The sequence below is a fragment of the Paenibacillus sp. MAHUQ-63 genome, assembly GCF_028765165.1.
GTDB lineage: Bacteria > Bacillota > Bacilli > Paenibacillales > NBRC-103111 > Paenibacillus_E.
In genome coordinates this window covers 93,558-107,728 of the sequence record NZ_JARADB010000002.1, presented here as the reverse complement: position 1 = coordinate 107,728, position 14,171 = coordinate 93,558, and the positions used below count along the sequence as shown (strand labels likewise).

Sequence of the window (14,171 nt, the reverse complement as noted above, 5' to 3'; positions counted from 1 at the left end):
TCGAATAAAACAAAAAAATGGCTGCCTAAGCAGCCATTTATCTTTCACAGTTCCTCTATTTACTTTGTTTGTTTACGTGGCATGCGTGGCCCATTCGAGGCCCTATTCGGAGCTGACAAGCTTCGCCGCTCAACATCCCATCAGGGCTCAAGCTCAATGGCCAAACAGTTGACGAACTTGGACGGCCTGCATGCCGGAAGCGAAACGATCAGAGCTCCATAGGGCTGCTCGAACGGGACCTCACCCATACCCAGCAGCCGGACTGACTTGACTTTGTCAGCGGCTGTCAAGGTGCGAATAACGGCGATATGATCCTCAGGCCACCGCATTTGGAAGGCATACAGGATGTTCCCTTTCTGTGTGAACCGATAATCGTCCCGCGACCAGTTCACTGCGTTCTCGGTGAAGTGATCGATAACGACCTGGGATAAGCCTTCGCCCGACACACGGAACGGCCGCGTACCATATATCCCTTCTCCGCAAATTCGAATCCAGTCGGCCATCTCCCGGAGAATATGCTTACACTCATCGTCGATGGTGCCGTCCGGCCGCTGCGGAATGTTCAAGAGAAGATTGCCGTTCTTCGAAACGATATCGACCAAAATTTCGATGACGTGCTCCGGCTTCTTATACACCGTCTTCACATTGTAGAACCACTCGCCGACACAGGTATCGGTCTGCCAAGCCTCAGGCTTGATCTCAGGCTCCTGACTTCTCTCGATATCCAAAACGCCAATGGTGTATACGTCCTTACGCCGGTCCTTCTGGTTATAGACTGCCCGGTTCGCGCCGCCATGGATGGCCGCGCTGGTATTATACAGGTGGGCAACAGCAAGAAGTCCCGCCTTGTAGTCAGGGGCATCTACGAAAGTTTTCTGCGTCCCCAACCAAGTGTCTGCGAACGGTAACCCGCCGTCTGAATACAGCAAATCCGGTTGATACTTGTCGATGATTTCCTTCATGACGGACAGCCAATGACGATGCCACCATGGATTGGAAGTATACCATGGCTCCGTAAGGTCGGTCTTTTCGCTATTAGGCAAATACAAATCTTCGAATGCCGGATCGCTGCCGTCATAAGGAATGCCGGCATAGGGGCCCTCCTTATCCCGTCCTTTGTTCCAGTGGAACCAACTGAATGTCGCGCCGAGATGCTCGGTCAGACCGAAAGGCAATCCGCGCCGTACAGCCGCCTCCTTCCACATAGCAACAATATCTTTGCGGGGACCCATATTGACCGAGTTCCATTGATGAATGTCAGAATCATAATTAAAGAAGTTATCATGATGCATCGCTTGTGCCACGAAATATTTAGCTCCAGCTGCCGTATACAAGTCCATTAATGCATCCGGATCGAACGCTTCCGCTTTCCACAGCTGTACCAGATCTTTGTAGCCAAACTTCGAGGGATGTCCATATTGGCGAACATGATAGCGATATTGCTCGGAGCCTTCGATGTACATGTTTCGTGCATACCAGTCTCCATACATCGGTACCGACTGAGCGCCCCAGTGCGACCAGATCCCAAGCTTGGCGTCACGGAACCACTCCGGGCATTCGAATTGGCGGAGCGATTCGAAGGTAGGCTCAAACGGACCGCTGGCGATTGTGTTCCCGTTCATGTCATACTGCCTCCTATTCTCATATTGGATTCGCTTCTATCCTAGCAACTTCATGCAGCCATATGAATATCTAATCTTAACTTCCTGTTGTATAATACTATCTACCGCAGATGGAATGGAGAGTGAGGATGTGAGCAACCGGCAATTAACCCGACTGTACATGGAGAATTTGGATGTCCGCGTAACAGCGATTGGATACAATCGTGTATGGAGCGATTGGCGGGAGATCGATTACACACCGGACTTCAACAAATTTTATTTGATTTGTGACGGGGAAGGTTGGATCAAGATTGGAGACTCGGAATTTCATCCGAAGCCTGGACAATTGTTCCTGATGCCGCATGGCGTCAAGCAATCTTATTCTTACACAAGCGGCCCCAGATACACGAAGTATTGGTGCCATTTCACGGCCCGGGTCGGAGAACGCAACCTCTTTGATTTGCTTCAAGCTCCACTTTTCATTGATACGACGAATGACAGCGAAGCGGTACAGCTGTTCGGCGAATTGCTCAATGGCGATTCAGCCGCCTCCATCAGCGGCCCGCTTCTTATTAAATCCGCCATGTTGAGATTAATTTCCTATTACTTGGAACATGCTGTTACATCCATGGAGGGGCTCAGGCCTTCTCTTGTATCTGAACCGCTCCAGCAAGTGATTTCGTATATTCAAGGCAACTACCACCGAAACCTTACGATTGAAGAATTGGCCGAACAAGCGCACTTACATCCCAACTATTTCATCCGCGTATTTAAACGGCAGTTCGGTACGTCGCCGATCCAATACATCAATAAGAAAAGACTGGAAGAAGCCAAGTTGCTGCTTGTGACGACGAACCTCTTGTTATCCGAAATCGGTGAAACAGTCGGAATACCCGACATCTCCTATTTATCGAGATTATTTAAGGTGTCGACCGGTTTCTCGCCGACCGCCTACCGGATGACATTTCGCTCGCATCAAACGTTACGGTGAACGATTCCAAGCTAAAAAGAAAGCGCGAGTTCAACAACACTCGCGCTTTCTTTTCTTTATTACGTTAGCTGCCTGCTTTATAACTGTACAGGCTGCATCCATCCGTCTTCACCGAAGGTGAGCCGGTCGATGCAGACTTCCCGATGGAATCCTTTGCCTTCCTGAAACCGGGTAAGCGGCGTGACGAACCGGTGATAAGCAATCCAAAACTGATCCGTACCGGGCTCCTGAAGAATGGCATGATGACCGGTGCCGAGCATATCCTTTTCCTTATTTTTGGTAAGAATCGGATACCGATAGGTTACCGAACCATACAGCTGCTCCGCCGTGCCGTAGTTCACATGGTAATCTTCGCTTCCGGTGTCGTCGCAAGACCACGTGAAGTGGTACAAGCCGCCGCGCTTGAGCACAGTGACCGCCTCCCGGAAGTCGTACAGGCCGGCGATATTGTTCATTGTGTCTTCCACGACGTTCACCATATCTTCGCTGAGCTGTACGATCGCACCGTGTGAGTTGCCGAACAGCAAGTAGGCCTTGCCGTCCTCCTCCATATACACGGAGGGGTCAATGGTTTGTACCATGGATATGCCCAGACGCTTCATTTGTTCCAATGTAATCAGCGGCTTCGGCTGTGCGCGGAACGGACCTGCCGGCGATTCGGCAACCGCAACGCCTATGGCGCTTTCGCCGCTGGCCATCTTGCCGCAGAAATAAAAGTAGTATTTCCCGGCTTTGCTGGCAATGGCCGGAGCCCATGCGCTGCCGGTTGCCCAAGGCACGTCTTCCGTCGCTAGGTCCAATATCACGCCTTCGTCTTTCCAGATCCGCATATCCGCCGAAGAAAACACGTGAAATTGCGTGCCCGACCAGTTCTTGAAGCCATCCGTTGTGGGATATAGATAATAGCGGTCCCCGAACTTCGCAATATCGGGATCGGCATATTGCCCGGGCAATACTTGATGGCCGTCGCCAAACGCCGCCAGCAGGCGGCTGCATTCATCAGCGGTAATCGGGAGAACCCCGCCGTGGCGTTTCTTGGTTCGACCCAGGTCAAACTCGCCCTCCTGCAGAACGCGGAATTCACCGCTTGCCAGGTCGGAGGTCACCAGCGGCAGGTAGCCCTTCCCTTCGGCGAAGCGATCTACGATCAGGCACCACTCCTCGCGGTCGTTGAACTTGAACATTTGCGGTCCTTCCACACCGAACAATGCTTCCAAAGCCGGAGCGCTCACATGGCTAAAGGCATCTTTGGCAAGCGACGCGCCTTGCTCGACCCGGATATTCTTCGTCGTTTCATCCTTCGAATACCGGAAGTAAGTACCGTTATGGGCAATCATCGTCGTGTCGATGATGTGGTTCTCCCGCTCAATGTACGTCGCAGCGGCTGTGAAGCTGCGGAAATCCCGGGTACGGGCGCTATAGATCCTTTGTTTCCGTTCTTGATCCTGCGGCTCCTGCGTTGCGGAGGCCCAGAACACCAGGAAATCGTCGGAGTCCTCGTCATAGATCGCTTCCGGCGCCCAGACGCAGCCGGCCCCCGGAACGCCGATCGTGACCGCCCATGGCGCAGACCAACGGACCAGGTCGGCCGATTCCCATACGATGATGTCTCGGCTGCCGGCAGCCGACGCGGCCTGCCAGCCCTTCCCGTTGGCAATTCGAAGATCCGTAGCGATCAGATAAAACTTATCCTCCTTGGGCGAGCGTACCAGAAAAGGATCCCTCACGCCCTTCTCCCCTAGTTCGGAGCGCAGCACAGGTAAACCTGCGTTCAGATCTTTCCAATGCAGACCGTCTTCACTGTAGGAGAAATAGATCTGCTCACCGTCCGGATGTTCCCCGATGAAATGCGTCAAAAGATAACCTGCATATGTGCAATTACGTGCTGTCAATGAAAATCCTCCTAGCCTTACAAATTGTCGACGGCAGCCTTCTCGATGACCAGCCCTTTTTTGTACCTTTCCATGAAGACTTCGAAACCTGCAACATCCGTTTGCTCCGGCAATACGGTCCTGCCTGTTTTCTCTGCGAATATTTTGGTACTCAAGAAGTCATCTAACGACTCGCCATCCTCTTTGGAACTCATGTAAGAAGCGAGCAGCGCGATGCCCCATGCTCCCCCTTCACCCGCCGATTCCATGACCGAGACAGGAACATTCAGAGCAGCCGCCATGATCTTCTGGCCGACGCCTTCCGTCTTGAAGAAACCGCCATGACCCAGAATTTTCTCCAGCTTGGCATGCTCTTGCTGTAACAGGATGTCCATGCCAATTTTCAGTGCTCCCAACGAGGTGAACAAGTGGGTTCGAATGAAATTCGCCAAGTTAAATTTGCTATCTGATGAACGCACGAATAACGGACGTCCCTCTTCGAAATGGGTGATGTGCTCGCCTGAAAGATAACCGTAAGCCAACAAGCCGCCGCCGTCCGGGTCTCCTTGCAGGGCTAAGTTATACAGGGTGCCGTATAATTGATTTTTGTCTACACGTTGTCCCAAGGCCACGGCGAATTCTTCGAATAAACCGACCCAAGCATTGAGATCGGACGTGCAATTATTGGAATGAGCCATAGCGACCAAGCTACCCGTCGGTGTCGTCACAAGGTCAATCTCCGAGTACACTTGAGAGAGTTCCTTCTCGAGTACGACCATAGCAAAAACGGAAGTACCGGCCGAAACATTCCCCGTACGTTCAGCGATACTATTCGTTGCAACCATACCGGTCCCTGCATCTCCCTCAGGCGGACAGATCGGAATACCGGCCTTTAATTCCCCGCTGACATCTAAGAGCCGTGCTCCTTCTTCCGTTAATACACCGCCATGTTCGCCCGCGACTAAGACTTCAGGCAAAATGTTCTCCAGTTTCCACGGCAGCTTATGTGCCGCAGTCGATTCGTTAAATTTGGCAATCATGCCGGCATTGTAAGTCTTGGATGCTAAGTCAATCGGAAATACGCCCGAAGCTTCGCCTATGCCCAATACTTTCCGGCCGGTTAGTTTCCAATGAATGTAGCCGGCTAATGTAGTCTGGAAATCGATATCGTGAATATGCGCTTCCTGATTCAGAATAGCTTGGTATAGATGCGCAATGCTCCAGCGCTGGGGAATGTGGTATTGAAACAATTCGGTCAGAACGTGCGACGCTTGCTCCGTTATATTGTTTCTCCACGTACGGAAAGGTACCAGCAGCTCGCCCTTTTCGTCAAATACCATATACCCGTGCATCATACCGCTGAATCCTATGGCACCGATGGTCTGCAAAGGAACTCCGTACTTGCCCTTTACTTCATCCGCCATGGACCGGTAACAATGCTGCAAGCCCTTCCAAACATCTTCCAGCCCGTATGTCCAAATCTGGTTGACATAGCTGTTCTCCCAATCGTAACTGCCTGAGGCAATTGGCGTGTAGTCTTCCCCGGTCAGCACGGCCTTGATTCGCGTAGACCCAAACTCGATACCTAACGAAGTTCGTCCATTCTGAATTGCATTCCTAATCTCAACACTCATCATATACTCCTCCGTATCTTTTCACATAAATAACGGCCCTCCCCCCATTTGGACGAGAGAAAGGCCATTGTGTCCATGTAACCGTGCTCAATTCAATTACCTACAAAAGTATTATAACTTGTACGTACATGTTTGACTATACTTGAACCCAGGATTTTTTGAAAATTATTTAGATACATTTTCTTGGAGTTGGACTTCTTGGCGTTAGTCTGAAACCTTATCAGCAAAAAGGTACGTACAAGCAATTCAGCACCGAAATGTGCTGCATAACAAAAGGGTTCTCCCGCCGTCACGATGCACGACTTGCAGGACAACCCTTTATAACAATCTCATGCCTGTTTGGCGAGTGAAACGGCTTGAAGGAACTCTTTTGCCGCAGCGGTGACTTTCCCGTAATCGCCGTCTTTCTGTGCCGCCTTCGTAATGTAGCTTCCCACACCGACGGCCACACAGCCTGCCTGCAGCCATTCATGCACGTTCTGCGGCGTCACGCCGCCGGTCGGCGCGATCGGCGCCTGCGATAATGGCGCTTTAATCGCTTTAACATACTGCGGTCCCACTGCTTCAGCCGGGAACAGCTTCACAATGTCTGCACCCGCTTCCAGACTTTCCACAACCTCTTTGGGCGTAAAAGCACCGCTGATCGTAATCGCCTGATAACGGTTCGCCATTGTAATCATATCCGGATGAAGCTGCGGACTTACCAGAAGTTCGGCACCGGCCAGAATCGCATTCCTGGCGGTTTCACCATCCAGAATCGTACCTGCGCCGATCACAATATCGCCATGGTTATATTTCTTGGCCAATGTGCGAATCACTTCCAGAGCGTTCGGCACGCTCATCGTAATTTCCAGCACCTTGATGCCGCCCTCGATCGCTGCTTCCGCGACAGCAAGCGCTTCCTGCTCACTATCCGATCGGATAATAAGCACGATGCCGGTTTCCGCAATCTTGTTCAAATTTCCTAATTTCCTCCACATACCGATTCCTCCTGTTCGTGACATCCTAATACGCGCATAAGTCCTGCTCTGTCTATCGGAATCGAACTGTTGTCCACCCGTTTCATTTCAATATCTTCCCAAAGACATTCTTTCTCCTGAATGCTTTGAACGAAGGCTTCCCAATTGGCCAGCTTCCACTGATCCCTTTCCAGCCCGCGGGCCTGCAGCCTTTCTTTTAACACCGGTATATCTATACGGACTTGCAGAGCCAATCGTTTGATATGGTGCCAATCATATTGCCGGCTTAGCTCCTTCACATAATCTTTGTTCGAAAAGTAGCCCAAGAACGGCGCATCCAGGACGACCGATCTGCCGAGCTTGAGGTTATCGTCGGCAATGTCAAGCAAAGCTTGGTATTCAATATCCATCACCACTTCACGGTAAAAGGCGCAGTTATCACGCTCATAGGGTGAATAGCCCTGCGTTTCCAGCAATAGCCCGGTAAATTTATTACAAACGGTATCTTTATCCAGGTAGCAGCATTGAAGCTCGGATGCAATCCGTTTACCGATCGTAGATTTCCCGGTTCCGGCGGCTCCAATCAAGAAGATGACGGTAGGGTCCAATTCGCATCCCTCCTTTTTCCAATTGGATTAATCCCGGTACCGCTTGGACATGCGGTGCAATTGTGCCACCTCAAGCCGGTTCGTCGGCGTAAACTCGGCATGATTTTTAGATCGGCAGTACTCGTTACGGAGTACGCCTTCGAGCATCAGATAGTACTTGGCATTCACCGGGTACAGCTGCTTCTCGATCAAGGATGACAGACTGAGGAAGTCAGCAAGCTCGGCAGCCTGTTCGCCCGCAGCGAAAGCCTTGTTCATAAGCCGCACATACAGGTCCGGATGGAAATTGGCCATCACCCCGCTGTATCCGGAGACCCCCAGTTTCAGCGTTTCATATAACGTTGCTGAATTTGCATTGTAGATTTTCAACCCTGTGCCCTGAATGGCTGCCAGCTTGGCTTGGATCTGGCTGACATCGCAGCTGGTATCTTTAAGAAACAGGAATCGTTCCGTTGCCGAGCATCTCCGCAGGATCTCCGGAGAGATCAGACGCTTGTACGGGTAGGGGCATTCGTAGAAACCGAGCGGTACATCCGTTGGAATGGCTGCCATCAGCCTCTCCAAATTGCTCCATAACACTTCATCGGACTCATGCTCGCCTGCCAAACGGTTCGTAATTAACACCATGGCATCAATTCCTGTATAAACCATACGATTAATTTCGTTCACCTGGTCTTCGAAGGTATCGGAAATATGCCCTGAGGCAATGACCGGAACGCGGCCTGCCGCTTTCGCTTTGACGAATGCCGCCAGTTCAACCCGTTCCTCCAAGGTTAAGAGAAACATTTCACTGGACTGGCAAACTGCAAAAAGTCCATGAACCCCTTGTTCGATATACCACTCTATCAACCGTTCCAAGGCTTCATAATCGATTTCGTTCTTTTCCGTAAAGGGCGTAATCATTGTCGGCCAAATGCCGTCCGCAATATTCATTCTCACCTTGTTTCTCCTCCTATTGCCTGTCTCATTCCGTTACGACATCTCCCGCCCCATTGAAAGGCCAGTCCTGGAGCGAGCCGGTCGGCTGCATCAGCGGATGGGCCTCCACCTCTGGGCAGAAGCCTTCCGATATGTATATTTCATGCAGGGAAAGCGTATCCCGGATTCTCACGATCTTGACCTGCGCATGATCCCTTGCTCCTGAACTGAAGACGGCGGCGGCAATTGCCGCTTCATCGCTCTCCATGATGATCGGCAGCCGCCCTCCCTCCGTTCCAAGGGACGTAATCACGTTCGTATACATAGCCGCAAAATCGATCTGTTCAACCGTCCGTCTGGTCGTAAAATCGGCGAGGCCGATCCCGACCGCGTTCCCCTTCGTTTCAAGCGTTAGTCCGAGCACAGCGATTTTATGAATACGGGGGCCGACACCGAATATTCCCCCGGCCCCGGAGCGCCCGGTGATATTCGGATCCATCCCGCTCCCGCTGATGTTTTTGCCGATTTGGTCCACGACCAGCACATCGATATCCGTCATCCATAACCGGGGCATCAGCCGTTTCGCTTCGATCAACAGTTCCTGCTCGCGATGCGGGAGCTCAGCCTTCGCCACGCACTCCACCAGCGCCGTATCATGATAGGCGTCTTCGACAATGCCGACGCCGAACAGAAACGGCGTACGTTCAAGAAGGAGCGACGCTGCCGCCGGCAGCAGCGTTCCGAAGCGCTGAAAGCCGAACTGATGCAAGTAGGCTGCACCTTTGTGCTTCCCAAGGCCGATGGTCAGCATCTTAGTGATGCCGCTTTCGATCGGCGCCTTGAAGTCCGTATGCGGCTTGATTCGAGCCACAACCACGATACCGTCCGCCTGCTCATAAGCGGTCTTGTCGAAATGAACCTCGACCTCGTCCTGCACAGTTCCCACATGGACAGTATCCATAGAAGCTACGATCCGCGCCCCGACATGATCTTCTGTGATTCCGTAGCCCGCCAGCACATCGCGCTGTCCTTCCGCCGTGCCGCCGCCATGGCTCCCCATGGCCGGCACGATGAAGGGATCGGCTCCGCGACTGCGCAGCTCGGATACAACGGCACGGACAATCGCTGCCAGATTGCCGATGCCCCTGCTGCCGACGCCGATGGCAATTCGCATCCCCGGCTTAATCGTATCGCCGATGCCCTCTCTGCGGAATTGCTCGGCTATCGTCTTCGGCAGGTCGGCCGGGTCGATCCTCTTGGATGTGAACGCCTGCCTGACCGGCAGCATGCGTGGCAGCCGCTTCGGTGCCCATCCGGCCAGGTTAATACGGCCAAGGTTGAGCTGCATGAACGCCATCCCCTTTACGTAAGCCCGTTATCCGGCTCCCGGCCTGCGAAGATATCGATCAGCGCCTTGGCCGTCACCAGACTGACTCTGCGATACGTCTCTACGGTCTCGGCAGCGGTATGCGGCGTAGCAATCAGGTTATCCAGCTCGAAGAGCGGATTATCCGCCGAAACGGGCTCTTGCTCGTAGACATCGATGGCTGCGCCCGCGATCTTGTTTTCTTTCAGCGCACGATACAGCGCCTTTTCGTCCACCAGAGCTCCTCTCGCCGTATTGACGAAGATCGCACCAGGCTTCATCTTGGCGAATGCCTCGTCGTTCATCATATGGTACGTTTCCTTCAAGCTCGGGAGATGCATGCTGACCACATCGCTCCGGCTGAGCACGTCATCCGAGCTGACCATCTCAACCTGCAGCTCCGCCGCTTTCGGAGCATTCGGGAACTTGTCGAAGGCGATCAGCTTCACGTCGAAGCCTTGCAACTTCTTGGCCACCATCTGGGCGATGTTGCCGAAGCCGAGCAGACCGATGGTTTTCCCCGCCATCTCCTCTCCGACTCTGCGGTCCCAATAACCGCGCCGTGCGGATTGCTGCAGTGCGGAGATATTCCGCATCGCGGACAGAATGAATCCGACCGCCAGCTCGGCCACGGCGTTCGCATTGCCGGCCGGCACGTTGGTTACCTTGACGCCGTATGCCTTGGCTTGGGCCAAATCGATATTGTCTACCCCTACGCCGAATCGTGCGATCCCTTTCAACTTGGGGGCCAGCTTGAATACGGCTTCGTCCCACGTATCGACTCCTGCGACCACGCCGTCGATATCGCCTACGAGAGGCACAAGCTCCTCGAACGTATGCGGACGGCCGACCTGGTTTTCAATAATTTCGCAGCCGGCTTCCTCCAGCATCTGTTTCGCTTCCGCACACAAGACGGAATAATTCGTTGCCGTAACTAGCACTTTTCGCATTGCTGCCATTACTTAACTCCTCCTACTGTCATACCGCTGACCATATATTTTGATGTAAAGAGATACATAATGATGACCGGGATGGACGCGATAATGGAGCCCCCCATCAGCGGTCCCCAGGCGAAGACGTCGCCGACGATCATATCGGAGAGGCCGAGCGTAATCGTTTTGTCCGTTCCTTTGGTCACCACAACCAAGGCGTATAAATATTCGCTCCAGCACAGGGTGAAGGCGAAAATGAACGTGGCCGCAATCCCCGGCGCCGCCAGCGGGAAGATGATGTTCAGCATCGTACGCGCCCTGGAGCAGCCGTCGATCATGGCCGCCTCTTCGATTTCAACTGGAATGGACTTGAAATAGGATATCAGCATCCAGGTCGCATACGGAATCGTAATCGTCGGATAGATGAGCATCAGACCATAGATCGAATTGTTTAATCCGATGGAAGATACCAGCATATACAGCGGAATGAACAAGACCGCACGCGGCATCAAATACGCATACAGAATGCCTCGGGAAATCAGACTGCGGCCGATAAAGCGCAGCTTCGAGATCGCATAAGCGGCAAGCATGCTGACGATAATCGAGACGAACGCGACGGCTACGGACACGATCAAGCTGTTTTTTATGTTAACGAGGAAGTTTTTTTCCGTAATAAGCTTGACGTAAGCTGTCACCGAGAATTGCTTCGGCCAAAAGGTAGGCGTCATATTATAAATCTCGCCGTTGGATTTGAAGGATGTATTCAACATCCAGTACAGCGGGAAAAGCGCAAATACGAGTAACACGGCCAGAGCGACGTATACGGTGATCTGTTTGCCTAATGAATTTTTTTCCATACCGCACCGCCTATTCATTGGACGAAAGCGAACGCTTCGTGACGAAGTTGATCAGCAGGATCAACGGAGGCATCGTCAGGACTGCGATGGCAATCGCTTTACCCAAACTCAAATTTAAGAAACCGGTCGTATAACTGAGTGTCGAGAGCACCTGAGTCCCGTTGGACGGACCGCCACGGGTAAGCAGCCAAATAATCTCGAAATCGTTCAGCGTCCAGATCGTGGTCATCACAGCCGCCAACACGGTTACTTCCTTCACCGACGGAAGTGTCATGTAGATGAAGCGCTTAACCGCACCTGCACCATCCAACATTGCAGCCTCATACATCTCTTTGGGCAGCGTCTGCAGACCGGCCAGAATGGCAACCCCCATGAACGGAATTCCGCGCCATACATTCACCAGAATCACGGAAAACATGGCCAAGTTCGGAGTCGCCAACCAACCGATAGGCTGACTCGCCAGATGCGTCTTGAGCAGCAGGAAGTTCAGCACGCCGCCGACATCGGAGTAAATCCATTGCCAAGTAAAGACAGAGACGATCGTCGGAATCGTCCAAGGCAGGAAGAGAAGCACCCGGAACACGTTGCGAAACATAATTTTCTCATTCAGAACAAGCGCCATCACCATACCGAAAACCGTCTTGCCAATGACGGCCACTGCCGTGAACAGCAGCGTATTCCAAACCGTTTTCCAGAATAAGGAGTCCTGCACCAGCTCGATGTAGTTCTTTAAACCGGAAAATACAGCCGGCGCACCGACCACTTTATTCGTAAAGCTTAGGTACAAGGCCCATCCGAAAGGAAGCACCATAATGGCAAGCAGGTAAATCAGCACGGGACTCATGAGGACATAAGCAAGTCTGTTATTCATATTCGTTTTCAAAGTCATCCCGCCTTAATGAGTTTGGTGGGGCTATGGCGTGCGTTTGTACAGCAGCACGCCCATAGCTTTTATTCCAACTACTTTTTGTACACCTCATCGATTTTCCCGCTCAAGTCTTTCACAGCGGATTCAGGCGTGTAATTCGGCTCGAGCAGCAGCTTCTGGAAGGTGTCGTTGACGATGCGAAGGTTGAACACCTCGCCGGCCTTCGGATTATATTCACCCGGGAAGCCCAGGAAGTTGAAGCCTTTGACGGACTCCGTAAACGCTTGGAACTTCTCATCCTGCCATACTTTCTCGCTTGCCAGCTTGCCGTAGATCGGTCCCGTCAGCGGGGCGCCCTTCTCGACCCAGGTCTTATACCAGTCTGTCGCTACCATATACTCGATGAATTTCTTCGCCAGATCTTTGTTCTTGGAATCTTTGAAAATCCCCAGGTTGTTGCTGATGCCTGGAATATACGTGCCCTTCGGCCCCGCCGGGAAAGGCGCGATACCGGTTTTCTCATAGAGCTCCGGGTTGTCCTTCTTGATCGTTGCAAGTACGCTGCCCGTGTTGAAAATCATGGCTGCCTGACCGCTCAGGTACGCCTTGTTATTCCCGCTGTCATCCCAGCCCAGCGCGCTCGGAGGCGTACTTTTGTCGGTCAAGAAGATATCGCGAATGTATTTCGCTGCCGTAACCGTCTCCGGCGAGTTCGCAATGACCGTTTTACCGTCCTGCGTATCGAGCGATCCCCCGTAGGACCAGATAATGCCGCGTGTCAGGAATTCCGCATCGGAGTTGCCTTTGCCGTAGCCGATGCCCGCACCGTATACCCCTTTGCCGGGATCCGTCAATTTCTTGGCCATCGTGCGGAACTCTTCCCACGTTTTCGGCGGTGCATCAAAGCCGGCGTTCTTCAGCATGTCCTTGCGGTAGTAAAGCACTTGTGACTCTGTCCAGAACGGAATCGCGTACTGCTTGCCCTGGAAGGTGATGGCTTTCTTCAAGCTCGGCTGAATTTCACCGTTCGCGCTTTCCACTTTCTTCACCAGGTCGCTCAGGTCTTCCAGCACGTTCTTGCCGTAGAACTGTCCGACCTCCTGATAACCGAAGAACGACACGTCCGGTACCGTCTTCGATTCAATCGCAGCGCTCCACTTCGGATAGAAATCCTCGTAGGCGATGACTTCGATGTTCACATTCACATTGTTCTCCGCACCGAACTGCTTGGCGCGTTCCGTAACCAAATTGTTCTGATCTTCGAAGAGCTGCTTCTTCATCCAAACCGTCAGCGTGGGCTTCGATGTGCTGCCCGCAGTCCCGCCGGCCGCCCCGCTCGCGCCTTGATCCGCATGGCTGCAGCCTGCAGCCAATGTTACTAGCAAAGCTCCCGATAACGTCCGGCTCATCCATTTGTTCATATTGTTTGACCTCCTGTATGTATATGCATCCTAGAGCGACCATCCGCGATGGATGATTTCTCTCTTAACTCCATATTAAAGCTTGAACCTTTACGTTCATATGGCAACAATTTAATCCGATGAAACTAAATTAACAAGATGCAAT

The 14,171-nt window shown here is 52.4% G+C and carries 12 protein-coding genes; 1 reads left to right on the top strand and 11 read right to left on the bottom strand.

The window, feature by feature from the left end:
• Positions 1-140 precede the first annotated feature (140 nt).
• Positions 141-1,622, bottom strand: a complete 1,482-nt coding sequence (locus tag PUT07_RS08845) for an alpha-L-fucosidase (protein WP_274467593.1) — start codon at positions 1,620-1,622, stop codon at positions 141-143.
• A 130-nt stretch (positions 1,623-1,752) separates the two neighbouring features.
• Here PUT07_RS08845 and PUT07_RS08840 point away from each other — a divergent pair, with 130 nt between their 5' ends.
• Complete coding sequence (locus PUT07_RS08840; protein WP_274467592.1) at positions 1,753-2,592, top strand: AraC family transcriptional regulator; 840 nt, start codon at positions 1,753-1,755, stop codon at positions 2,590-2,592.
• A gap of 77 nt (positions 2,593-2,669) precedes the next feature.
• Here the strand turns inward: PUT07_RS08840 and PUT07_RS08835 are convergent, their stop codons facing one another.
• The 10 genes from PUT07_RS08835 to PUT07_RS08790 form a co-directional block, all read right to left on the bottom strand.
• Positions 2,670-4,484 (bottom strand): family 43 glycosylhydrolase, encoded by a 1,815-nt coding sequence (locus PUT07_RS08835; RefSeq protein ID WP_274467591.1) that lies wholly within the window; start codon positions 4,482-4,484, stop codon positions 2,670-2,672.
• 17 nt (positions 4,485-4,501) lie between these two features.
• The gene (locus PUT07_RS08830) at positions 4,502-6,097 is read right to left on the bottom strand and encodes a xylulokinase (protein ID WP_274467590.1); all 1,596 of its coding nucleotides are present in this window, start codon (positions 6,095-6,097) and stop codon (positions 4,502-4,504) included.
• Between the two features lie 329 nt (positions 6,098-6,426).
• Complete coding sequence (locus tag PUT07_RS08825) at positions 6,427-7,077, bottom strand: bifunctional 2-keto-4-hydroxyglutarate aldolase/2-keto-3-deoxy-6-phosphogluconate aldolase (protein ID WP_274467589.1); 651 nt, start codon at positions 7,075-7,077, stop codon at positions 6,427-6,429.
• Entirely contained in the window at positions 7,062-7,664 is a 603-nt protein-coding gene (locus PUT07_RS08820; protein ID WP_274467588.1) for an AAA family ATPase, read from the bottom strand. Before PUT07_RS08820 ends, PUT07_RS08825 begins: the two co-directional genes overlap by 16 nt.
• A 27-nt stretch (positions 7,665-7,691) precedes the next feature.
• A complete protein-coding gene (locus tag PUT07_RS08815) occupies positions 7,692-8,597 on the bottom strand; it encodes a dihydrodipicolinate synthase family protein (protein WP_274469258.1) in 906 nt (301 codons plus the stop codon).
• Between the two features lie 31 nt (positions 8,598-8,628).
• On the bottom strand, positions 8,629-9,930 hold the full coding sequence (locus PUT07_RS08810; RefSeq protein ID WP_274467587.1) for a hypothetical protein: 1,302 nt from the start codon (positions 9,928-9,930) through the stop codon (positions 8,629-8,631).
• Between the two features lie 14 nt (positions 9,931-9,944).
• On the bottom strand, positions 9,945-10,907 hold the full coding sequence (locus PUT07_RS08805) for a phosphoglycerate dehydrogenase (protein ID WP_274467586.1): 963 nt from the start codon (positions 10,905-10,907) through the stop codon (positions 9,945-9,947).
• The gene (locus PUT07_RS08800) at positions 10,907-11,737 is read right to left on the bottom strand and encodes a carbohydrate ABC transporter permease (protein ID WP_274467585.1); all 831 of its coding nucleotides are present in this window, start codon (positions 11,735-11,737) and stop codon (positions 10,907-10,909) included. The genes PUT07_RS08805 and PUT07_RS08800 overlap by 1 nt, the downstream gene beginning before the upstream one ends.
• A gap of 10 nt (positions 11,738-11,747) precedes the next feature.
• The gene (locus PUT07_RS08795) at positions 11,748-12,620 is read right to left on the bottom strand and encodes a carbohydrate ABC transporter permease (protein ID WP_274467584.1); all 873 of its coding nucleotides are present in this window, start codon (positions 12,618-12,620) and stop codon (positions 11,748-11,750) included.
• A 77-nt stretch (positions 12,621-12,697) separates the two neighbouring features.
• The gene (locus tag PUT07_RS08790; protein ID WP_274467583.1) at positions 12,698-14,026 is read right to left on the bottom strand and encodes an ABC transporter substrate-binding protein; all 1,329 of its coding nucleotides are present in this window, start codon (positions 14,024-14,026) and stop codon (positions 12,698-12,700) included.
• Between the last annotated feature and the right edge of the window lie 145 nt (positions 14,027-14,171).